Origin of the sequence: Actibacterium sp. MT2.3-13A (genome assembly GCF_018139985.1) — a bacterium.
Taxonomy (GTDB): domain Bacteria; phylum Pseudomonadota; class Alphaproteobacteria; order Rhodobacterales; family Rhodobacteraceae; genus JAGSOU01.
The window spans coordinates 71,807-94,064 of record NZ_JAGSOU010000002.1 but is presented as its reverse complement, the minus strand read 5'-3'; the positions used below and the strand labels follow the sequence as shown (position 1 = coordinate 94,064).

The 22,258-nt window shown below is 68.3% G+C and carries 21 protein-coding genes; 13 read left to right on the top strand and 8 right to left on the bottom strand.

Translation table 11 applies throughout. The features are described 5' to 3' along the window. Positions 1-74: 74 nt before the first annotated feature. The gene (locus KCI33_RS02515) at positions 75-1,262 is read right to left on the bottom strand and encodes an FAD-binding oxidoreductase (protein WP_212523176.1); all 1,188 of its coding nucleotides are present in this window, start codon (positions 1,260-1,262) and stop codon (positions 75-77) included. Between the two features lie 121 nt (positions 1,263-1,383). Between KCI33_RS02515 and aroQ the strand changes: the two genes are divergently transcribed. Both aroQ and KCI33_RS02505 read left to right on the top strand, forming a co-directional pair. Next, positions 1,384-1,827, top strand: coding sequence for a type II 3-dehydroquinate dehydratase (gene aroQ, locus KCI33_RS02510; protein WP_212523175.1), 444 nt, complete (start codon positions 1,384-1,386; stop codon positions 1,825-1,827). Continuing rightward, entirely contained in the window at positions 1,827-2,576 is a 750-nt protein-coding gene (locus tag KCI33_RS02505; RefSeq protein ID WP_212523174.1) for a LuxR family transcriptional regulator, read from the top strand. Before aroQ ends, KCI33_RS02505 begins: the two co-directional genes overlap by 1 nt. Positions 2,577-2,929: 353 nt before the next feature. On the opposite strand, the gene tsf is transcribed toward KCI33_RS02505, so the two are convergent. Both tsf and rpsB read right to left on the bottom strand, forming a co-directional pair. Next, complete coding sequence (tsf, locus tag KCI33_RS02500; RefSeq protein WP_212523173.1) at positions 2,930-3,805, bottom strand: translation elongation factor Ts; 876 nt, start codon at positions 3,803-3,805, stop codon at positions 2,930-2,932. Positions 3,806-3,885: 80 nt separating this feature from the next. Beyond that, positions 3,886-4,659, bottom strand: a complete 774-nt coding sequence (rpsB, locus tag KCI33_RS02495; RefSeq protein WP_212523172.1) for a 30S ribosomal protein S2 — start codon at positions 4,657-4,659, stop codon at positions 3,886-3,888. A 233-nt stretch (positions 4,660-4,892) separates the two neighbouring features. Between rpsB and KCI33_RS02490 the strand changes: the two genes are divergently transcribed. From KCI33_RS02490 to KCI33_RS02475, 4 genes are all read left to right on the top strand, one after another. After that, positions 4,893-5,777 (top strand): PfkB family carbohydrate kinase, encoded by an 885-nt coding sequence (locus KCI33_RS02490; RefSeq protein WP_212523171.1) that lies wholly within the window; start codon positions 4,893-4,895, stop codon positions 5,775-5,777. A gap of 1 nt (position 5,778) precedes the next feature. Beyond that, positions 5,779-6,690: a pseudouridine-5'-phosphate glycosidase gene (locus KCI33_RS02485; protein ID WP_212523170.1), complete on the top strand. Its 912-nt coding sequence runs from the start codon at positions 5,779-5,781 to the stop codon at positions 6,688-6,690. A gap of 85 nt (positions 6,691-6,775) precedes the next feature. After that, positions 6,776-7,522 (top strand): DUF502 domain-containing protein, encoded by a 747-nt coding sequence (locus tag KCI33_RS02480; protein WP_212523169.1) that lies wholly within the window; start codon positions 6,776-6,778, stop codon positions 7,520-7,522. Between the two features lie 7 nt (positions 7,523-7,529). Beyond that, positions 7,530-8,138: a LysE family transporter gene (locus KCI33_RS02475; protein ID WP_212523168.1), complete on the top strand. Its 609-nt coding sequence runs from the start codon at positions 7,530-7,532 to the stop codon at positions 8,136-8,138. A gap of 76 nt (positions 8,139-8,214) precedes the next feature. Here KCI33_RS02475 and KCI33_RS02470 read toward each other — a convergent pair whose 3' ends face one another. Beyond that, positions 8,215-8,988, bottom strand: coding sequence for a 3-hydroxybutyrate dehydrogenase (locus KCI33_RS02470; protein WP_212523167.1), 774 nt, complete (start codon positions 8,986-8,988; stop codon positions 8,215-8,217). A 264-nt stretch (positions 8,989-9,252) separates the two neighbouring features. On the opposite strand from KCI33_RS02470, the gene KCI33_RS02465 reads away from it, so the two are divergent. Next, positions 9,253-11,073, top strand: coding sequence for an extracellular solute-binding protein (locus KCI33_RS02465; RefSeq protein ID WP_212523166.1), 1,821 nt, complete (start codon positions 9,253-9,255; stop codon positions 11,071-11,073). Positions 11,074-11,075: 2 nt separating this feature from the next. Then, positions 11,076-11,189: an entericidin, EcnA/B family gene (locus tag KCI33_RS02460; RefSeq protein WP_249138870.1), complete on the top strand. Its 114-nt coding sequence runs from the start codon at positions 11,076-11,078 to the stop codon at positions 11,187-11,189. A gap of 93 nt (positions 11,190-11,282) precedes the next feature. On the opposite strand, the gene KCI33_RS02455 is transcribed toward KCI33_RS02460, so the two are convergent. Next, the gene (locus tag KCI33_RS02455; RefSeq protein ID WP_212523165.1) at positions 11,283-11,906 is read right to left on the bottom strand and encodes an XRE family transcriptional regulator; all 624 of its coding nucleotides are present in this window, start codon (positions 11,904-11,906) and stop codon (positions 11,283-11,285) included. Positions 11,907-11,972: 66 nt separating this feature from the next. Here KCI33_RS02455 and KCI33_RS02450 point away from each other — a divergent pair, with 66 nt between their 5' ends. From KCI33_RS02450 to KCI33_RS02440, 3 genes are read left to right on the top strand one after another with little or no spacing between them, the layout of a single operon-like run. Then, positions 11,973-13,499 (top strand): class I adenylate-forming enzyme family protein, encoded by a 1,527-nt coding sequence (locus tag KCI33_RS02450; RefSeq protein ID WP_212523164.1) that lies wholly within the window; start codon positions 11,973-11,975, stop codon positions 13,497-13,499. Next, positions 13,486-14,133 (top strand): DsbA family oxidoreductase, encoded by a 648-nt coding sequence (locus KCI33_RS02445; protein WP_212523163.1) that lies wholly within the window; start codon positions 13,486-13,488, stop codon positions 14,131-14,133. The genes KCI33_RS02450 and KCI33_RS02445 overlap by 14 nt, the downstream gene beginning before the upstream one ends. Next, positions 14,133-15,350, top strand: coding sequence for a multidrug effflux MFS transporter (locus tag KCI33_RS02440; protein WP_212523162.1), 1,218 nt, complete (start codon positions 14,133-14,135; stop codon positions 15,348-15,350). Before KCI33_RS02445 ends, KCI33_RS02440 begins: the two co-directional genes overlap by 1 nt. Positions 15,351-15,441: 91 nt before the next feature. Here the strand turns inward: KCI33_RS02440 and mfd are convergent, their stop codons facing one another. Together mfd and KCI33_RS02430 are read right to left on the bottom strand one after the other, a co-directional pair. Further along, positions 15,442-18,906 carry a transcription-repair coupling factor gene (gene mfd / locus KCI33_RS02435; RefSeq protein ID WP_212523161.1) on the bottom strand — a complete coding sequence of 1,155 codons (3,465 nt, stop codon included), beginning with the start codon at positions 18,904-18,906 and terminating at the stop codon, positions 15,442-15,444. 32 nt (positions 18,907-18,938) lie between these two features. Beyond that, on the bottom strand, positions 18,939-19,466 hold the full coding sequence (locus KCI33_RS02430; protein ID WP_212523160.1) for a component of SufBCD complex: 528 nt from the start codon (positions 19,464-19,466) through the stop codon (positions 18,939-18,941). A 119-nt stretch (positions 19,467-19,585) separates the two neighbouring features. On the opposite strand from KCI33_RS02430, the gene hemB reads away from it, so the two are divergent. Next, positions 19,586-20,587 carry a porphobilinogen synthase gene (gene hemB / locus KCI33_RS02425; protein WP_212523159.1) on the top strand — a complete coding sequence of 334 codons (1,002 nt, stop codon included), beginning with the start codon at positions 19,586-19,588 and terminating at the stop codon, positions 20,585-20,587. A gap of 118 nt (positions 20,588-20,705) precedes the next feature. Then, the gene (locus KCI33_RS02420; protein ID WP_212523158.1) at positions 20,706-21,266 is read left to right on the top strand and encodes a YSC84-related protein; all 561 of its coding nucleotides are present in this window, start codon (positions 20,706-20,708) and stop codon (positions 21,264-21,266) included. Between the two features lie 114 nt (positions 21,267-21,380). Here the strand turns inward: KCI33_RS02420 and KCI33_RS02415 are convergent, their stop codons facing one another. Beyond that, entirely contained in the window at positions 21,381-22,253 is an 873-nt protein-coding gene (locus KCI33_RS02415) for an NAD(P)-dependent oxidoreductase (protein ID WP_212523157.1), read from the bottom strand. Positions 22,254-22,258 lie beyond the last annotated feature (5 nt).

Here is a 22,258-nt window from a genome sequence, read left to right as displayed (position 1 = left end):
AGTCTTTACGTATGCTGAGGGGATACACCCCATATCTTGCATTGGCATCCGGTCAAGATCGGCGGCAAACCCCTTCACACAACGGCTTTTTCCAGGAATGGCCGGTTCGCGCCAATGCGATCCGGCCCCAGCGGCGACAGATCCAGGCTCCGATACGCCCCGCCGGTGATCAGCTCTGCGATGCCGCGCCCGATGGCCGGCGCCTGTTGCAGCCCGTGACCGGAAAAACCGTTCATCAGGTACAGGTTGTCCAGTCCCGGCCAGCGTCCGACGATCGCGTTCTGATCGAGCGTGTTATAGGCGTAATGCCCGGCCCAGCTGCGCAACACCTTGATCGCGTCGAACCCGGGCGCCCGCGCATGGAGCCGTTCCCAGATCACGTCTTCGAACAGATGATGATCCGGCTCGAAATCCTCCGGGTCGGCCGGCCCGTCGCCATCGGGCACCGTGGCACAGATCCAGTGGTCGCCCTCGGGCCGCAGGTAGAAGCCGGTGTGATCGACCAGAAGCGGCGCGTCGCGGTGGCGGGCCTTTGGCGCATCGATCAAGAAAACCGTGCGTTTTCGTGGCTCTACGGGCAGAACCTCGCCCAGCATCCGCAGCACCGCCGCGGCCGAGGTGCCCGCCGCGTTGATGACCGCGCTGCAACGCAGACGGGTGCCGTCCTCCAGGGTCACGCCCGTGACGCGGTTTGCCCGGCGGCTCAGCCCACAGACCCGCGCGTGGCGGAAACGGACCCCGCCGGCGCGGGCCGCTGATTTCAGCGCGCCCATGAGCCCCATGTTGTCGAACCAGCCCTCGTCGCGCGGGCCGAAGCTGCCCAGGACCACATCGTCCAGCGCCAGCCAGGGAAAGCGCGCCGCCAGCTCCGCGCGGTCGAGCAGCTCGGTCGCCGCGCCCTCGGCCCGCTGGATCTGCTGCAACTCGGCCATCAGCGCCGCCTTTTCGGCGCTGCCCGCGAGAAAGAGATAGCCGTTCTCGATCAGACCGAGATCGGACACGCCACCTTCCGGCCCGGCATGATTCCTGATGTTTCTAATAAACTCAATTCCATATCGTGAAATCTTCACGTTCAGAGCCGTCGAGAACTGCTGCCGGATCGAGGCGACGGACAACGCGGTTGAGGCGCGCGCATAGCTGGGGTCGGCCTCCAGGACCAGCACCTTCAGCCCCTGCCCGGCCAGCCGCGTCAGCCAGAACGCCGCAGCGCTGCCCATGACGGCTCCGCCGATGATGATCACGTCGAACTTCCCGTCAGCCATGCGCGTCGAGCTCCCTGCCCGGTCAATTCTAGCAGAAACTGTTAGCGCTGCCACATTTGCGCCGTTGGGTCTCGACATCCCCGGGGAAACCTGTCTAAAAGTGCAGCTAGGGGGACTACTTATGCCGTCACTACTGATCTTGAACGGGCCGAATCTCAACCTTCTGGGCACCCGCCAGCCGGAGGTCTACGGCCGCGTGACCCTGGCCGACATCGAGAATGCCTGCCGGACCAAGGCGCGAAACCTGGGAATCGGTCTGGATTTCCTTCAGTCGAACCATGAAGGGGTGCTGCTTGATGCGATCCACGCCGCGCGCGGGGTTCACGACGGCATCATTCTGAATGCCGGCGCCTACACCCACACCTCTGTGGCGCTGATGGATGCCATCGCCTCGGTGGCGCTGCCGGTGATCGAACTGCATTTGTCGAACATCCATGCGCGCGAGCCGTTCCGGCACAAATCCTTTATCGCGCCGGTCGCGCTCGGGCAGATCTGCGGCTTCGGCGCGGCGGGCTACGGGCTGGCCATCGACGCCTTGTTGGAGCATCTCCAGGGGGGCGCGTAATGCTCGACGACCTGGAGGCGATCGTATCGGCGCGCAACATCGAGGAGGTCTGGTCGCACCTGCCGCCGCGCATGGCCGACTACGGATTCGACCGGGTGATCTACGGCTTCACCCGGTATCGCATGGCCCGATCCTTCGGCAATCCGCATGACCTGCTGATCTTGTCCAATCACGAGAGCGGCTATATCGACCCCTTCATCAAGGGCGGCCTGTATTTCGACGCGCCGATGGTGCATTGGGCGGCCAATCATGTCGGGTCCTGTTCGTGGCACTGGATGCGGGAACGGGCCGAGGCCGGCGCGATGACCCCGGAAGAGTTGCGGGTGATGGAATTCAACCGCAAACACGGCGTGACCGCGGGTTACACGATCAGCTTCATGGAACTGTCGTCACGCGCGAAAGGCGCCGTCGGTCTGTCTGCGCCATCCGGGGTGAGCCAAGACGACGTGGACGAGATCTGGGCCCAACACGGGCGCAAGATCGAGTTGCTGTGGAACGTGGCGCATCTGAAACTGGTCAACCTGCCCTACAATCCGGGCGGGCGTGCCCTGACCCCGCGCCAGCGCGAGGCGCTGGAATGGGTCAGCGACGGAAAGACCACGGCCGACATCGCCACGATCATGGGGCTGACCTCCGCCACCGTCGAGAAGCATCTGCGCCTCGCCCGCGAGGCGCTGGAGGTGGAAACGACCACCCAGGCCGTGCTCAAGGCCGCGGTCCAGAACCAGATTTTCCTGGTCGAGCCGTGATTTTGTCCAAATGGTCAGGGTAGGGATTTCCTGACTTAATTCTCCTTGGGTAAAGATGCATAATAAAGTTGTTCCGTGAGTGGTGGCAATTGATGCCAGGGAACAGCGGCCAGGAGCGATGCGCAATTCTTGCATAGGCTCCGGGTCGTCCGGGAAACCGGAATGTCGTGCCCAGCCGGTCTATAGTCGGCCGGCGGGTGCGGCGCCTAAATTGCGTCCTGTCCTCATCCCCAACAGGTGTGGCGCAACAGGAAAACGGTGCAGTCGATCCGACTGCACCGTTTTTTTGTGCGACATTGCGGTCGCCCGGCGCCTGGCAAGACGCGGCCCGGCGCACCGGGCCGCGCAAGGGCTCAGCCCTGTGCGGCCTTGGCCACCTCGGCGGCGAAGTCCTCTTCTTCCTTTTCGATCCCCTCGCCCACTTCGAGGCGCACGAAACCGGTGATCTCGACGCCGGCTTCCTTGGCGGCGGCCTCGACGGTCAGGTCGGGGTTGATCACGAAGGCCTGGCCCAGCAGGGTCACCTCCGACAGGAACTTCTTCATCCGGCCTTCGATCATCTTCTCGATGACCTGCTCGGGCTTGCCCGATTCACGCGCGATGTCGATCTGCACCTGGCGCTCCTTCTCGACCACGGCCGGGTCGAGATCGGCTTCGCCCAGCGAGGCCGGGTTGGCGGCGGCGACATGCATGGCGACCTGGCGGCCAAAGGCCTCGTTGTCGCCCTTCAGCGCGACCAGCACGCCGATCTTGCCCATGCCCTCGGCGGCGGCGTTGTGGATGTAGGACACCACGGTATCGCCCTCGATCGACGCCATCCGGCGCAGGGTCATGTTCTCGCCGATGGTGGCGATCTTGTCGGTCAGGATGTCGGCGACGGTCTTGCCGCCGAGGTCGGCTGCCTTCAGCGCCTCGATGTCCGATGCGCCCAAGGCGGCCTGCGCGATGCGCGCGACCATGTCCTGGAACTCGGCGTTCTTGGCGACGAAGTCGGTTTCCGAGTTCACTTCCACGGCCACGGCCTTGCCGCCTTCGACGGCGACGGCCACCAGGCCCTCTGCCGCGGTGCGGCCCGATTTCTTGGCGGCCTTGGCCAGACCCTTGGTGCGCAGCCAGTCGACGGCGGCTTCCATGTCGCCGTCGGTCTCGGTCAGCGCCTTCTTGGCGTCCATCATGCCTGCGCCGGTCTGGTCGCGCAGGTCCTTCACCATTGCTGCGGTGATTGCCATCTTGGCTCTCCTCGATTTCCTGTGTGATGCCCAGGCGCGGCCTTACCCGCGCCCGGTATCAATTCCGTGACAGCGGGCGCTCAGCCCTCCGCGCCGGCCTCTTCGGCCACCGCGGCTTCCTCGATGCCCTCTTCCAGGGCGCCGAGGTCAAAGCCGGCGGTTTCCATCTGGGCGGTCATGCCGTCCAGCGCGGCGCGGCTGACCAGGTCGCAATAGAGCGAGATGGCGCGCGCGGCGTCGTCGTTGCCGGGGATGATGTAGTCCACACCCGCGGGCGAGCAGTTGGTGTCGACCACGCCGACCACCGGGATGCCCAGCTTCTTGGCCTCGAGGATGGCCAGATCCTCTTTCTTGACGTCGATCACGAACAGCAGGTCCGGCAGGCCGCCCATTTCGCGGATGCCACCCAGGCTGGCCTGCAGCTTGGCCTGCTCGCGCTCCATGCCCAGGCGTTCCTTCTTGGTCAGGCCTTCGGCGCCGGATTCCATCTGCTCGTCGATGGCCTTCAGGCGCTGGATCGACTGCGAAACGGTTTTCCAGTTGGTCAGCGTGCCGCCCAGCCAGCGGTGGTTCATGTAGTACTGGGCGCATTTCTCGGCGGCGTCCGCCACCGGCTTCTGCGCCTGGCGCTTGGTGCCGACGAACAGGATGCGGCCGCCCTTGGCGACGGTCTCGCGGACCGCGTTCAGCGCCGCGTCCAGCATCGGCACGGTCTGCGTCAGGTCGAGGATGTGGATGCCGTTGCGCTCGCCGTAGATGAACTCCTGCATACGGGGGTTCCAGCGTTGCGTCTGGTGGCCAAAGTGAACGCCAGCTTCCAGCAGCTGACGCATGGTGTATTCGGGAAGCGCCATGTCTTTTCCTTTCCGGTTTGCGCCTGAGCGGGGTCTTCAAGGGCTGATGCCCAACCGGCGGACCGTCACGGGATTTCTCCCCGCCCGGCCCAAACCCCGCCTGTGAAGTGAGCGCGCGTTTACACCGCCCTCCGCCCGGGCGCAACCCCCGCCCCCTTCTTCCGGCCGGAAATATCGCCGCCGGAGGCATCCCCCGCTTGCCAAGCGCGCCGCCCGCGGTCCAAATCCGGGCCATGACCACGCGCCCCGACATCCTGTGCATCGGCTCCGTCCTGTGGGACGTGATCGGCCGCAGCCCCGCCGCCATGCCCCCCGGCGCCGACATGCCCGGCCATATCCGCCGCCTGCCCGGCGGCGTGGCGATGAACATCGCCGTGGCGCTGCGCCGCCACGGGCTCGCGCCGGCGCTGCTCAGCGTGGTGGGCGAGGATGCAGAGGGGCGCGAGTTGCTGGCCGAGGCGCGGGCGATGGGGCTGAACACCGACCACGTCCACCGCAGCGCCGATCTGCCCACCGACCGCTACATCGCGGTCGAGGACGCGCGCGGGCTGGTGGCCGCCATCGCCGATGCCCGCTCGCTCGAAGCCGCGGGCAACGCCATCCTGGCCGCGCTTTCCGACGGGCGGCTCGGCGCGCCGCACGCCCCCTACCCCGGCCTGATCGCCCTCGACGGCAATCTCACCGAGACCCTGCTGGCCGAAATCGCGCACAGCCCGCTTTTCGCCGCCGCCGACCTGCGTGTGGCGCCCGCCAGCCCCGGCAAGGCGGAGCGGCTGCGCCCGCTGCTCGGCCATCCGCGCGCGAGCTTCTACGTCAATCTCGAAGAGGCCGGTCTGCTCTGCGGCACCCGCTTCGCGGACAGCGCCGCCGCCGCCGCAGGCCTGCACGCGGCCGGAGCGGCGCGCGCGCTGGTCACGGCCGGCGCCGGCCCGGTGACCGATGCTACGCCGGGCGGGCCGATCACCCGCCGGCCGCCCAAGGTGACGCTGCGCCGCGTCACCGGCGCCGGCGACAGCTTCATGGCCGCCCATATCGCGGCCGAATGCGCCGGGGCGGATCGCGCCGCGGCGCTCGAGGCCGCGCTCGCCGCCGCCGCCCGCCATGTATCGGGAGACTGACATGACCCTGCCCCTCGACTTTTCGCCCGAGGTCGCCGCCGCCCTCGCCGAAGCCCGCCCCGTGGTGGCGCTGGAAAGCACCATCATCACCCACGGCATGCCCTGGCCGCAGAACCTGGAGACCGCCCGCGCCGTCGAGGCGGCGGTGCGCGCCGCCGGCGCCGTGCCCGCCACCATCGCGGTGATCGAGGGCCGGATCCACGCCGGCCTGACCGGCGACCAGCTGACTGCGCTGGCGCAGGCGAAAGCGGTGCGCAAGCTCAGCCGCACCGATCTCGCCGCTTGCCTTGCGACGGGCGGGACCGGCGCCACCACCGTCGCCGCCACCATGATCTGCGCGCATCTCGCGGGCATCGCGGTCTTCGCCACCGGCGGCATCGGCGGCGTGCACCGCGGCGCCGAACTGAGCTTCGACATCTCCGCCGACCTCGGCGAACTGGCCCGGACCCCGGTCACGGTGGTTGCCGCCGGCGCCAAGGCCATTCTCGACCTGGCCAAGACATTGGAGGTGCTGGAAACCCTCGGCGTGCCGGTCATCGGCTACCACAGCGACGATTTCCCTGCCTTCTGGTCGCGCCGCTCCGGCCTGCCCGCGCCGCTGCGGATGGACAGCGCCGCCGAGATCGCCCGCGCCCACCGGCTGCGCGGCGCGCTCGGGCTGGCCGGCGGCCAGCTGATCGCCAACCCGATCCCGCCAGAGGCCGAGATTCCGCGCGACGAGATCGACCCGATCATCGCCGCCGCCCTGTCCGACGCCGCGCGTGCGGGCGTCGCCGGCAAATCCGTGACCCCCTTCCTGCTGCAGCGCATCTTCGAGCGCACCGGGGGCCGCTCGCTCGAGGCCAATATCGCGCTGGTGCTGAACAATGCGCGGCTGGCCGCGGCGATCGCCCGGCACTTGTGCAACAGCTGAAGGAAACGCCGCCCGGCCCGCCGCGCGATATTGTGGACGCCGCGTCGAGCCCCTAAGTTGCGCTGCAAAGGGAGCAGGGCACAGCATGTTCGAAAACGACCAGGACGACCACACCGAGCAGACCCGCAGGCGGCGGCGCCCGCTGGGGTGGCTGCGCAACTCCTTCCTCACCGGGATCGTGGTGATCGCCCCGATCGGACTGACCGTCTGGCTGATCTGGACCGTGGTGGGCTGGATCGACGGCTTCGTGCTGCCCTTCGTGCCCAATGCCTATCACCCCGAAACCGTGCTGAGGCAGATCTTCGGCGAGGACACGCAGGTCAACATCCGCGGCGTCGGCGTGGTGTTCTTCCTGATCTTCACCGTGCTCGTGGGCTGGATCGCCAAGGGGCTGATCGGCCGCTCCCTGCTGAGCTGGGGCGAGGGGCTGGTGGACCGCATGCCGGTGGTGCGCTCGATCTATTCCGGGGTGAAGCAGCTCGCCGAAACCGTCTTCGCCCAGTCCGAGACCTCCTTCGACCGCGCCTGCCTGGTGGAATATCCCCGCAAGGGGATGTGGGCCGTGGCCTTCGTCTCAACCGCCACCAAGGGCGAGATCGACCGCCGAATCCCGCGCGACGAGCCGTTGATCTCGGTCTTCCTGCCGACCACGCCGAACCCGACCTCGGGCTTCCTGCTGTTCGTGCCGCGCGAGGACGTGATCTTCCTCGACATGGGGATCGAGGACGCGGCCAAGCTGGTGATCTCGGCGGGCCTCGTCTACCCCAACGAAAAGAACCCCGCAGGCCCGCCCATCGTGGCCGAACCCCTGCACGAGCCCCCCGCCGAGTGACCCGCCGATGCTGGGCGCGGCCGCAACCGGCTACCTGACGGCGCTGTCCCTGATCCTGGCCATCGGCGCGCAGAACGCCTTCGTGCTGCGCCAGGGGCTGCTGCGTGCCCATGTGTTCTGGCTCTGCCTGCTCTGCGCGCTCTCCGACGCGGTGCTGATCGCGGCGGGCGTGGCGGGATTCGGCACGCTGGTCACGCTGGCGCCCTGGCTGCCGCGCGCCATGACGCTGGCCGGCGCGGCCTTCCTCGCGGTCTACGGCGGGCTGCGCCTGCGCGCCGCCTGGCGCGGTGCCGGCGCATTGACCGCGCAGGGGCAATCCGCGGCCCTCTGGCCCACCCTGGCCGCCGGCGCCGCCTTCACCTGGCTCAACCCGCATGTCTATCTCGACACGCTGGGGCTGATCGGCGCGGTCTCCACGCAATACGCGGCCGCCGGCGACAGGATCACCTTCGCGCTGGCCGCCTCCGCCGCCTCCTTCACCTTCTTCTTCTCGTTGGGCTACGGCGCGCGCCTGCTCGCCCCGCTCATGCAGAGCCGGCGCGCCTGGCAGGGGCTCGATCTCGGCATCGCCCTGGTGATGTGGGCGCTGGCCGCCGCGCTGCTGCGCGCACTCTGACGCGCCGCTCCTGCCTTCTTCTGGCTTCAAATATCCCGGGGAGCGCGAGGGGCGGCGCCCCTCGCCCCGTCCCCCGTCACAACGCCGTCCAGCCGCCATCCACGCTGATCGTCGTCCCGGTGATCTGCGCCGCCGCGTCCGAGCACAGGAACACCGCCGTCCCGCCCAGTTGCTCCACGGTCACGAAATCCTTCGACGGCTGCCGCGCCAGCATCACGTTGCGGATCACCCCGTCGCGATCCATCCCGTATTCCTTCATCGTGTCGGGGATCTGCGCCTCGACCAGCGGGGTCAGGACATAGCCCGGGCAGATCGCGTTGCAGGTGATCGGCTGTTCGGCGGTTTCCAGCGCCGTGGTCTTGGTCAGCCCGACGATGCCGTGCTTGGCCGCGACATAGGCCGATTTGAAGGGCGAGGCGGTCAGCCCGTGCGCCGAGGCGATGTTGACGATCCGCCCCCAGCCGGCCGCGCGCATCTTCGGCAGCGCCGCGGCGGTGGTGTGAAAAGCGGAGCTGAGATTGATCGCGATGATCGCATCCCATTTCTCGGCGGGAAACTCGTCGATCGGCGCGACATGCTGGATGCCAGCGTTGTTAACCAGGATGTCGCAGGCGCCGGCGCGTTCGATCAGCGCCCGGCAGTCGCCCGGTTTCGACATGTCGGCGGCGATGTAGCGCGCCTCGATCCCGTGATCCTGCGCCAGACGCGCGGCCAGCGCGTGATCCTCGTCGCGGTCGGTGAACGAGTTCAACACGATATCGGCTCCGGCGCGGGCCAGTTCGATGGCCACGCCCAGCCCGATTCCCGAATTCGATCCGGTGATGACGGCGGTTTTTCCCTTTAGCGACATTTGCGGTGTCTCCCCTCGTTGGACGGGGCGAGCATATATGTCGCAGGTGCAAAGGGAAGCCGGTTTGCGCCACCAAAAAAAACGCCGGCGCGAAGCCGGCGTTAAGTTATTGAGGCAGGTTTCATACAGGCAAGAAACCTATCGAGCAGTGCCCCCTTTATACGCAAACCGCCGCTCAGCTCCAAGCTAAAAGTTTGAAAAGTCACAAAAGCGCGCCTAGGCTCCGGCCCAATGAAAACAGGGATACCGGGAATTGTCGTGGAAATGAGACCAATTTTTTTCGCCCGCCGCGGGCTCGGACGGACGCTGGCCGCGCTGATTCTGGCGAGCGGATTCGCCAGTGCCGAACCGCAGCACGGCATAGCTATGTATGGCGAGCCCGCCCTGCCACCTGATTTTGTGTCCCTGCCCTATGCCAATCCGCGGGCGCCCAAGGGCGGGCGCATCGTCACCGGCGAGGTCGGCGGCTTCGACAGCCTCAATCCGCACATCCTCAAGGGCCGCGTTCCCTGGCAGCTGCGCTTCCTCGCCTACGAGTCCCTGATGGGCCGCAACTGGGACGAACCCTTCTCGCTCTACGGTCTGCTGGCCGAATCGGTCGAAACCGGGCCGGCGCGCGACTGGGTGGAATTCACCCTGCGCCCCGAGGCGCGATTCTCCGACGGCAGCCCGGTCACGGCCGAGGACGTGCTGTGGTCCTTCGAGACCCTGGGCACGATCGGCCACCGCCGCTACGCCGACGCCTGGGAGAAGATCGCCACCGCCGAGGCCCTGGACGACCGCCGCGTGCGCTTCACCTTCAACACGCCGGACCGCGAGCTGCCGCTGATCCTCGGCCTGCGCCCGATCCTGAAAAAGGCGCAATGGGAGGGGCGCGATTTCACCGCAAGCGGCCTCGACGTGATCCCGATCTCAACCGCGCCATATGTGATCGACGATTTCGAGCCGGGCCGCTTCGTCTCGCTCAGACGCGACCCCGATTACTGGGGCCGCGACCTGCCCTTCCGCCGCGGCACCCATAATTTCGACGAGATCCGCATGGAATTCTTCGGCGATGCCACCGCCATGGCCGAGGCTTTCAAGGCCGGCGTGATTTCCGCCATCCGCGAAACCAGCGCCGCGAAATGGGACAGCAACTACGATTTCCCCGCAATGCGCGAGGGCAAGATGGTGAAATCGGTGATCCCGCACCAGCGCCCCTCGGGCCTGCAGGGGCTGGTGATGAACACCCGCCGCCCGGCGTTTTCCGACTGGCGCGTGCGCGACGCGCTGATCCACGCCTTCAACTTCGAATTCATCAACCAGACGCTCACCGGCGGCGCCGAGCCGCGCATCACCTCCTATTTCTCCAACTCGGTGCTCGGCATGCGCGCGGGCCCGGCCGAGGGCCGCGTGCGCGAGCTGCTGGAACCCTTCGCCGATACCCTGCTCCCCGGCGCGCTGGAGGGCTACGCCCTGCCCGTCTCCGACGGCCGCCCCGCCAACCGCAAGAACCTGCGCCTCGCCTTCAAGCGGCTGGAGGAGGCCGGCTGGCGCGTCGCCCGGGACGGCGTGCTGCGCAATGCCCAGGGCACCCCCTTCAGCTTCGAGATCCTGCTCAACCAGGGCGCGACCGAACACCAGCAGATCGTCGATCTCTATCTCGACGCGCTGACCCGGCTGGGCATCGCGCCGCGCGTCACCATGATCGACAACGCGCAATACCAGGAGCGCACCCGCGGCTACGATTTCGACATGGCCTTCTACGCGCGCGGCGCCTCGCTCAGCCCCGGCAACGAGCAGCGCTTCTACTGGGGCCGCGAGGGCGTCACCCAGCCCGGCACGCCGAACTGGATGGGCATGGACAGCCCCGCCGCCGAGGCGCTGATCGACCGGCTGCTCAACAGCACGACCCAGGAGGACTTCACCGCCGCCGCCCGCGCGCTCGACCGGGTGCTGGCGGCCGGCCGCTACGTCATCCCGATCTGGCATGCGCCGGTCTCGCGCATCGCCCATGACGCGCGCCTGAAATACCCCGATCGTATCCCGATCTACGGCGACTGGATCGGCTTCCAGCCCGATGTCTGGTGGTATGAGGAGAAATGAGCATGATCCGCATTGCCCTGATCATCCTGGCCCTGGGCCTCGCCGGATGCGGCACCGTCGAGGGCATGGGCGAAGACATCGCCGCCGGCGCCCGCAGCCTGCGCAACGCGTTCTGAGGCGTCCCGCGCCCGCGCCGGCCCCTCGGGAAGCTTCCCTTCTTCTTGGCGCAAATACTCCGGGGGTCTGGGGGCAGCGCCCCCAGCCACGCCTCAATCCAGCGAGGTCACCCAGAGGATCGTCGCGTCCTCCTCGGACAGCGAGATCACGTTGTGCCCCATGGTGGCGTCGTAATAGGCGCTGTCGCCGCGGCGCATCTCCACCGGCTCGTAGAACTCGGTGTAGAGCCGGATGACCCCGGTCAGCACATAGAGGAACTCTTCGCCGTCGTGGCGCACCCAGCCATCGAATTCCTCCATCGAGCGCGCCCGCACCCGCGCGCGGTAGGGCAGCATCCGCTTCTTGGTCAGGGCGCCGGCCAGCAGCTCGTGCTCGTAGGTGGCGGTGGCATGGGCGCCGCCCTCGCCCGAGCGCGTCACCGCCATGCGCCCGTTCACCTGGTCCTTCACCGGCGGGGTGAAGAGCTGGGGCACCGAGATCTGCAATCCCTCGGCCAGCTTCTTCAGCGCCTCGTAGGTCGGCGACATCTGGCCGTTCTCGATCTTGGAGAGCGTCGAGCGCGCGAGCCCGGCCTCCCGCGCCGCCTGTTCCAGCGTCCAGCCGCGCCGCTTGCGCAGCTCGCGCACCCGCTGGCCGAGATTCAGCGGCTCCACGCGCGCCGCCGCGCCGGAGGCGCGGGCGAGGCGGATGATGCTGGGTTGCTCTTTTTCGCTCATGGGATGTGCATGTAGACCGCCACCCCGGCCCTTGCAACTGCAACGGCCGCGGCGTAGCAGAACGTCATGCAGTCGCTCTTCGATCTCCACGGCCCCGCCCCCTGCCCCGCGCCGTTCAACCTGGCCGCCTATGTGCTGGGCCAGGCCGCCGCGCAGCCCGACAAGATCGCGCTGGCGGTGGTCAGACCCGCCGGCGCCGAGCGCTGGAGCTACGGCCGGCTGGAACAGGCCGTGCGCGGCGTCGCCGGCGGGCTGGCCGCGATGGGGCTCAGGCCCGGCGCGCCGGTTCTGCTGCGGCTCGGCAACACGGTGGATTTCCCCATCGCCTTTCTCGGCGCCATCGCCGCGGGACTGCTGCCGGTGCCCACCTCCTCGCAGCTCACCGCGCCCGAGATCACCAAGCTCGCGGCGGAAATCGACCCGGCACTGGTCATCGCCGGCCCCGGCATCGCCCGGCCCGACCATCCCGCGCCGGTGATCGACACGGCGGCGCTCGAACGCTTCTTCGGCCACGCGCCGGCCGATTACGCGATGGGCGACCCCGACCGCGCCGCCTACATGATCTACACCTCGGGCACCTCGGGCGTGCCGCGCGGCGTGGTCCACGCCCATCGCGCGGTCTGGGCGCGGCGCATGATGTGGGAGGGCTGGTATGGCCTGACCGCGAATGACCGCCTGCTGCACGCCGGCGCGTTCAACTGGACCTACACGCTGGGCACCGGCCTGCTGGACCCGTGGTCGATCGGCGCCACGGCGCTGATCCCGGGCGAGGGTGTCACCCCGCAGGCGCTGCCGCTGCTCCTGAAACGCTTCGACGCCACCATCTTCGCCGCCGCCCCGGGCGTCTATCGCCAGATGCTCAAGGGCGACGCAGCGCTCAACCTGCCCAGGCTGCGCCACGGCCTCTCGGCGGGCGAGAAACTGCCCGAGGCGCTGCGCGCGGCCTGGACGGAGGCCACCGGCACCCCGATCTACGAGGCGCTGGGGATGTCGGAATGCTCGACCTTCATCTCGGGCAGCCCGGCGCGGCCCGCGCCCGTGCCCGCCTCCGGCTACCCGCAGCCCGGCCGCCGCATCGCGGTGCTGGGCGAGGATTTCCAGCCGGTGCCGCGCGGCACGCCCGGCCAGCTCGCCGTCTCCCGCCGCGACCCGGGCCTGATGCTGGGCTACTGGAAGGCCGAGGCCGAGACCGCATCCCGCTTTCACGGCGAATGGTTCCTGACCGGCGACATGGTGGCGATGGCCGAGGACGGCGCGATCACCTATCTGGGCCGGGCCGACGACATGATGAATGCCGGCGGCTTCCGCGTTTCGCCGGTCGAGGTCGAGGCCGCGCTCAGCCAGCACCCCGCGATCCACGAGGCCGCCGCGACCGAGATCGCGGTCAAGGCCGACACCACGGTGATCGCCGCCTTCTATACCGGCGCGGAACTGCCCGAGGAGGAGCTCAGGGCCTTCGCCGCCGAGCGGCTGGCGCGTTACAAGCAACCCCGCCTCTACGTCCATCTCGACGCCCTGCCCAGGGGCGCGAACAACAAGCTCAACCGGCGCCTGATCCGCCAGCAATACGAGGCCGCCCATGGTCAAGCTTGACATCCTCTCCGACCCGATCTGCCCGTGGTGCTACATCGGCAAGACGCTGCTCGATCGCGCCCTCGCCGAGCGGCCCGACCACCCCTTCACCATCGAATGGCACCCGTTCCAGCTGAACCCCGACATGCCCGCGCAGGGCATGGACCGGCGCGAATACCTTGAGACGAAATTCGGCGGCAAGGAGCAGGCGGTGCGGGCCTATCTGCCGGTGCATGAGGCTGCGGCCAAGGCCGGGCTGGAGCTCGATCTCGGGGCCATCACGCGCACGCCGAACACGCTGAACGCCCATCGCCTGATCCACTGGGCGGGGATCGAGCGCAAGCAGCAGGCGGTCGTCTCCTTCCTGTTCGAGGCGTATTTCAAGACGGGCCAGGATATCGGCGACACCGAGGTTCTGGTCGCGGTCGCGGAGCGCGCCGAAATGGACGGCCCCGCCATCCGCCGCCTGCTGGAGGGCGACGCCGATGCCGAGGCGATCCGCGCCCGCGACGCCCATGCCCGCGCCCGCGGCGTGAACGGCGTGCCGACCTTCATCGTGGCCAACCAGCATGTGCTGACCGGCGCCCAGCCGACCGAGCTGTGGCGCCAGGTGATCGACGAGATCAGCGAGAATCTCCGCCGCGGGGCAGAGTGATGCCCCGCCGCCTGTCGCAGCCGGAATTCATCGCGATGATCGCGATGCTGTTCGCGACAATCGCCTTTTCCATCGACGCCATGCTGCCCGCCCTGCCCGAGATCGGGCAGGAGTTGAGCCCCGGCAACCTCAACCGCGCGCAGCTGATCCTGACCAGCTTCGTCCTCGGGATGGGTGTGGGGACCTTCTTCACCGGGCCGCTGTCGGACGCCTTCGGGCGCAAGCCGGTGATCATGGCGGGCGCGACTCTTTACTGCCTGTCGGCCGCGGCGGCCTGGACCGCGCGCTCGCTTGAACTGGTGCTGGTGGCGCGGTTCCTGCAGGGGCTGGGCGCGGCCGGGCCGCGGGTGGTGGCGATCGCCATCGTCCGCGACCTCTACGAGGGGCGGCAGATGGCGCGGCTGATGTCGCTGGTGATGCTGATCTTCACGCTGGTGCCGGCCCTCGCGCCGACGCTGGGCGCGGGGATCATGGCGCTGACCGGCTGGCGCGGGATCTTCGGCGCCTTCGTGGGGTTTTCGGTGCTCTCGGCGGTCTGGGTCGGGCTGCGCCAGTCCGAGACCCTGCCACGCGAAGCCCGCCGCCCGCTGCGCGTGCCCGTGCTCCGGGCGGCGGTGGCCGAGGTGTTCTCGACCCCGATGGTGCGCCTGTCGATCCTGGTTCAGGCGCTGTGCATGGGGATGCTCTTCGCGGTGCTGAGTTCGACCCAGCAGGTCTATGACATCACCTTCGGGCGCGGCGAGAGCTTTCCGCTGTGGTTCGCCTTCACCGCCCTGATCGCCGCCAGCGCCAGCGTGATCAACGCGACGCTGGTGGTGCGGCTGGGGATGCGCCACATGGTGACCCTGGCGCTGGGCGGGCAGATCGCGCTGTCGGCGCTGATGCTGCTGATCAGCCTCACCGGCCCCTGGCCCGATGCGGTGGCCTTCCCGGCCTGGTTCATCTGGACGACCTCGGTGTTCTTCATGGTCGGCCTGACCATGGGCAACCTGAACGCGCTGGCGATGGAGCCGATGGGGCATGTCGCGGGCATGGCGGCCTCGGCGATCAGCGCGGCGGCGACGGTGGCGGGTGTGGTGATCGCGGCCCCGATCGGGCTGGCCTTCGACGGCACGCCGCAGCCGCTGGCCGCCGGCGTGCTGGTCTGCGGCGCGATCGGCTTCGCCGTGATCCGGCGCATGGCACGGTTGGAGCGCGCGGTGATGCACCCCGAGTGACCGGCCCGATTGTTCGGCGCGAACACGACGCCCGCCCCGGGCCGCCGATCCACCCGACGCCGCCAGGGGCGAGTGTTCGCGGGAAAGCCGGTCAGCCGGCCTTGGCCTTGGCCGCCTTCTTTTCCTGAGCGACCTTCTCGGCCAGGTCGCGGGCGATGGCATAGGCGCCCTTGATCTTGTCGCTGTCCTTCGCCCAGTCGCGGCGGATGACGATCTTGTTGTCCTTGACCTTGGCCAGGCCCTTCTGCGCCTGGATATATTCCACCAGCCCGGCGGGCGAGGCGAACTTGTCGTTGTGGAACTGGATCGTCGCGCCCTTGGGCCCGCCGTCGAGCCGCGCGATGCCCGCGCGCTTGCACATCGCCTTGATGCGCACCACCAGCAGCAGCGTGTTGACCTCCTTCGGCAGCTTGCCGAAACGGTCGATCAGTTCCGCGGCGAAACCCTCCAGCTCCACCTTGGTGGTCAGCCCGCTGAGACGCCGGTAGAGGCCCAGCCGCACGTCGAGATCGGGCACATAATCGGCCGGGATCAGCACCGGCACGCCGAGGTTGATCTGCGGCGCCCATTGCTCGTCGGCCTCGGTCAGCCCCTCCAACTCGCCCGACTTGATCTTGGCGATCGCCTCTTCCAGCATCGACTGGTAGAGCTCGAACCCCACCTCGTTCATCTGGCCCGACTGCTCCTCGCCAACCAGGTTGCCGGCGCCGCGGATGTCGAGGTCCTGACTGGCCAGCGTGAACCCCGCGCCGAGCGTGTCGAGGCTGCCCAGCACGCGCAGCCGCTTTTCGGCCTGCGGCGTCAGCTTGGCGCGCGGCTTGGTGGTCAGGTAGCAATAGGCGCGGGTCTTGGCCCGCCCCACCCGGCCCCGTATCTGGTAGAGCTGCGCCAGCCCGAACATGTCGGCGCGATGCACCACCATGGTGTTGGCGGTCGGGATGTCGAGGCCGGATTCAACGATGGTCGTGGCCAGCAGCACGTCATATTTGCCGTCGTAGAAGGCGTTCATCCGGTCGTCGAGCTCTCCCGCCGCCATCTGGCCGTGGGCGGTGATGAAGCTGACCTCGGGCACCTGCTCGCGCAGGAAGGCCTCGATCTCGGCCAGGTCGGTGATGCGCGGCACAACGTAGAAGCTCTGCCCGCCGCGGTAATGCTCGCGCAAGAGCCCCTCGCGGATGGTCACCGCGTCGAATTCCGACACATAGGTGCGGATCGACAGGCGGTCCACCGGCGGGGTGCCGATGATCGACAGGTCGCGCACCCCGGTCAGCGACATCTGCAACGTGCGCGGAATCGGCGTCGCGGTCAGCGTCAGCACATGGATGTCCGAGCGCATCTGCTTCAGCCGCTCCTTGTGGGTGACGCCGAAATGCTGCTCCTCGTCGATGATCAGCAGGCCGAGATTGGCGAATTTGACGCTTTTCGCCAGCACCGCATGGGTGCCGATCACGATGTCCACCGTGCCCTCGGCCAGCCCCGCGCGGGTCTCGGTCGCCTGCTTGGCCGAGACGAAGCGCGACAGCTGCCGCACCACCAGCGGGAAGCCCCGGAAGCGCTCCTGGAACGCCTTGGCGTGCTGCCGCGCCAGCAGCGTCGTGGGCGCGATCACCGCCACCTGCGCCCCGGACATCGCCGCGACGAAGGCCGCGCGCATGGCGACCTCGGTCTTGCCGAAGCCGACGTCGCCGCAGATCAGCCGGTCCATCGGGCTGCCCCGGCCGAGGTCCTCCAGCACGTCCTCGATCGCGCGCAGCTGGTCCTCGGTTTCCTGATAGGGGAAGCGGGCGGAGAATTCCTCCCAGATGTGCTGGGTCGGCGCCATCACCGGCGCATGACGCAGCGCGCGCTCGGCGGCGACGCGGATCAGCTTGTCGGCGATCGCGCGGATGCGTTCTTTCATCCGCGCCTTCTTGGCCTGCCAGGCGCCGCCGCCGAGCTTGTCGAGAAGTCCCTCCTCGTGGCCGAAGCGGCTGAGCAGCTCGATATTCTCAACCGGCAGGAACAGCCGGTCGCCGCCGGCGTATTCCAGCGCGATGCACTCGTGCGGCGCGCCCGCCGCCGTCACCGTCTCAAGCCCGGTGTAGCGGCCCACCCCGTGGTCCACATGCACCACCAGATCGCCCGGCGACAGCGCCTGAGCTTCGGTCAGGAAGTTCTCGGCCTTCCTGCGTTTTTTCGGCGCGCGGATCAGCCGGTCGCCAAGCACGTCCTGTTCCGAGATCACGGTCAGGCCGGGGCTTTCGAAGCCGTGTTCCAGCGCCCAGACGGCGAGGTATAGGCCCTTCGCACCGATCTCGCGCGCGTCCTTCACCGGCGTCATGCCGGTCACACCCTCGTCCTTCAGCAGCCCGGTCAGGCGCTCGCGCGCGCCCTCGGAATAGGAGGCGACGAGCACCGCGCCATCCTTGAGCTTTACCTGAATATGATCCTTCAGAGCCTCGAAAAGATTAATGTTTTCGAGCCTGCGCTCGGGCGCGAAGTTGCGCCCGATACGACCGCCGGCGTCCAGGACACCCGGCCCCGTGCCGCGCGGCAGCGCGCTGAGCTGCACCACCCGGTGCCGCGCCACCGCCTGCCCCCAGGCCGCGTCGTCGAGATAGAGCAGCCGCGGCGGACAGGGCTTGTAGACGGTCTCCAGCCGGCTTTTCTGCGCCATCGCCTCGCGCCGGGCATCGTATTGGTCGGCAATGCTTTCCCAGCGCGACAGCCGCGCCGGCGTGGTCTGGTCGTCGAGAAAGACGGAGGCGTCCGGCAGGTAGTCGAAAAGCGTCTCCAGCTCTTCGTGGAAGAACGGCAGCCAATGCTCCATTCCCTGCTGCTTGCGCCCGGCGCTGACCGCCTCGTAGAGCGGGTCGTCGCTGCCCGCCGCGCCGAACTCGATGCGGTAGTTCTGCCGGAACCGCGTGATCGCGGCCTCGTCGAGGATGACCTCGGAGACCGGCGCCAGCTCGATCACCTTCAGGGCCTCCGTGGTGCGCTGTGTGGCCGGGTCGAAGCGGCGCGCGCCGTCCAGCACGTCGCCGAAAAGATCCAGCCGCACCGGCCCCTCCTGCCCCGGAGGAAAGATGTCGATGATGCCGCCGCGCACCGCGTAATCGCCGGGCTCGGTCACCGTCGGCGCCTGCACGAAGCCCATCCGCACCAGGAAGGCGCGCAGCGCCGCCTCGTCGATGCGCTGGCCCACGCGGGCCGAGAAGGCGGCCTCCTTCAGCACCGCGCGCGCGGGCAGCCTCTGGGTCGCCGCGCCGAGCGTGGTGAGCAGCACGAAGGGCCCCGGAACCCCATGCGCCAGCGCCGCCAGCGTCGCCATCCGCGCCGCCGAGATGTCGGCATGGGGCGACACCCGGTCGTAGGGCAGGCAATCCCAGCCGGGAAAGCTGAGCACCACGATGTCGGGGGCGAGAAACTCCAGCGCAGCGCGCATTTCGGCCAGGCGCTTGTCGTCGCGGGCGACATGCACGACCGGCGTGCCGCGCTTTTCGAGTTCGCGGGCCAGGAGCCGGGCGTCAAAGCCCTCCGGGGCGCCGCCGAGAGTGATATGGTCAGGCTGGGACATGACAGCGTGACCTAAGGACACGGGCGGCGAAGTCAACCACCCAGAACACCGATCTGCATGTTTTGCAGCATCCCCCAGAAGGCGGTGACGAAGATCGACACCATGCCGATGGCCTGGGTGTAGAAGCGGTGCCGCTTGAGCCGCCTGTGCAATTGCTGGCCCTCGGGCGCCTGCGCCGCGATGCGCCGCGCGGTCCGGGCGCTCAGCAGCGCCACCAGGCACATCGGGAACAGCAGTAGGAACACCGCCTGGCAGAACTCGCTGCCATAGACCCAGCCCAGCATGGCCAGCACCGTCAGCAGGAACGAGGCCAGCGACATCAACAGGGTTCCGGCATTGCCGGTGATGTAGAGGATGCGGTTGACGTTGATCCGCACCAGGTCGGCCAGGTCCTGCTCTGCCTGGCCACCGCTGCGCGCCGCGCGCTGCACCAGGTCGAAGGGCACGCCGATCACGAAATGCGACGCGCTCGACCACAGCACCGCCAGCGCGATCCAGTACCACAGGTTGGAGAAGGACCGCATGTCGATCAGTTCAAAGACGGTTTGATACCAGTCCAACGGCCTGCCCCCAGCTTGTTTCCGGCGACATTAGCGCCGGCCCAATGCGAATCCCACCCTTGAGATGGCCCTCGATCCGTGTCACCCAATCGGAAAACCAAATGCCCGAGGACCGCCCGATGCGCAACACCGTTGCCCCCTTCCCCGCCACCCGTCTGCGCCGCGCGCGCAAATCGCCCGCGCTGCGCGCGCTGACCCGCGAAAACGCGCTGAGCACCGACGACCTGATCTGGCCGATCTTCGTGCGCGACGGCGAGGGCGTGGTGGAGCCGGTGCCCTCGATGCCCGGCGTCAACCGGCTGTCGATCGACAAGGCGGTGGAGGCCGCGCGCGAGGCCCATGCGCTGGGCATCCCGGCGATCTGCATCTTCCCCTACACCGACCCCGCGCTGAAAACCGAAAGCTGCGAAGAGGCGTGGAACCCCGACAACCTGTCGAACCGCGCGATACGGGCGATCAAGGCGGCGGTGCCCGAGATCGCAGTGATGACCGACATCGCCCTCGACCCCTACAACGCCAACGGCCATGACGGCATCGTGCGCGGTGGCGAGATCGTGAATGACGAGACCGTCGAGGCTCTGGTCAAGATGGCGCTGGCGCAGGCCGAGGCGGGCGCCGACATCCTCGGCCCCTCGGACATGATGGACGGGCGCATCGGCGCCATGCGCCGCGCGCTGGAGGCGGCGGGCCATCCCAACGTGGCGATCCTCAGCTACTCGGCCAAATATGCCTCGGCCTTCTACGGGCCGTTCCGCGACGCGGTGGGCGCGTCGGGCGCGCTGAAGGGCGACAAGGCCACCTACCAGATGGATCCCGCCAATTCGGACGAGGCGCTGCGCCTGGTCGAGCGCGACCTGTTGGAAGGCGCCGACATGGTGATGGTCAAGCCGGGCATGCCCTATCTCGACATCTGCCGCCGGGTGAAAGACGCGTTCGGCGTGCCGACCTACGCCTACCAGGTTTCCGGCGAATACGCGATGCTGCAGGCGGCGGCGGCCAATGGCTGGCTCGACGGCGAAAAGGTGATGATGGAAAGCCTGCTGGCCTTCAAGCGCGCGGGATGCGACGGCATCCTGACCTATTTCGCCCCCGCCGTGGCACGGTTGCTGGCGGGCCGGTGATCCGGCAGGAAGCCGCCCAAGACCACAACACCTGATGACTTGGGCGGCGAAACCCCCTATAATTTGGGGCAATGGCCGGAAAAGGCCAAGAACAGAGGCAAGACGAGGGCACGACCCCATGAGCATGTTTTCCAGGCGCAGCTTCCTGATCGGCGCCGGCGCAAGCACTGCGCTGACCGCCGCCTGCGGCAATGGCATCAACAGCAACGGCAGCCGCACCATCGACGCCCGCGTCGACAAGACGCGCGACTACCTGTTCGGGCGCTACCCCGGCACGGCCGAACTGGCCGAGAAGGCGCGCGGCATCCTGTGGATGCCGCTGATCACCAAGGCCGGCTTCATGGTCGGCGGCGCCTACGGCCGCGGCGCGCTGCGGATCGAGGACGCCACGGTCGACTACTACTCGGCGGCGCAGGCCACCTTCGGCTTCCAGATCGGCGCGCAGCAATACGCCCACGCGCTGTTCTTCATGACCGACGAGGCGCTGCGCGATTTCCGCTACAGCGCGGGCTGGTCGGCGGGCGCTGACATGGAATACGCGATCAACGACCAGGGCGGCAACATCAGCGCCGAGACGCTGACAGCGCTCGATCCCGTCATCGCGCTGGTCTTCGGCCAGGCCGGTCTGATCGTGGGGGCCACGCTGGAAGGCACGAAATACACGCGCATCATCCCCTGAGCGCGAAGCGATCGCCAGATACACAAACGCCCCCGTCGCCGGGGGCGTTTTTCGTTTCGCGGCAGGGCGCGCCGGCCGGCGGTATCCCCCGGCGGGGAGGACCGGCGGGGCGGTTCAGCCCATCGCGCGCAGGCGCTTGATCAGGGCCGAGGTGTCCCAGCGCCCGCCGCCCATCTTCTGCACGTCCTTGTAGAACTGATCGACCAGCGCGGTGACCGGCAGGCTGGCGCCGGTCTCGTTGGCGGTGGACAGGCAGATGTCCAGATCCTTGCGCATCCAGTCCACGGCGAAGCCGTGGTTGAAATGGTCGTCCAGCATGGTCTCGTAGCGGTTCGACATCTGCCAGCTGCCCGCGGCGCCCTGGCTGATCACCTCGACCACCGCGCGACCGTCGAGACCGGCCTTCTCCGCGAAATGCAGCGCCTCGGACAGGCCCTGCACCAGCCCGGCGATGGCGATCTGGTTGCACATCTTGGTCATCTGGCCGGCGCCGCTTTCGCCGATGCGGCGGCAGATCCGGGCGTAGGCGTCGATCACCGGCTCGGCGCGGGCATAGGCCGCCTCGTCGCCGCCGCACATCACCGACAGAACGCCGTTCTCGGCGCCCGCCTGGCCGCCCGAGACCGGCGCGTCCACGAAGGCGACGCCGCGCTCTTTCGCCACGGCGTAAAGCTCGGTCGTGACCTTGGAGGAGACCGTGGTGTGATCGACGAAGACGCTGCCCGACGCCATCGCGCCGAGCGCACCGTCCGGCCCGGCGCAGACCGCGCGCAGGTCGTCGTCATTGCCGACGCAGGCCATCACGAAATCCTTGCCCGCCGCGGCCTCGGCGGGGGTGGCGGCCATGGCGCCGCCATGCTGCTTGACCCAGGCCTCGGCCTTTGCGGCGGTGCGGTTGTAGACCGTCACCTCGTGGCCCTTGGCCGCCAGGTGACCGGCCATCGGATAGCCCATCACGCCCAGGCCCAAAAATGCAACTTTAGCCATGGTTT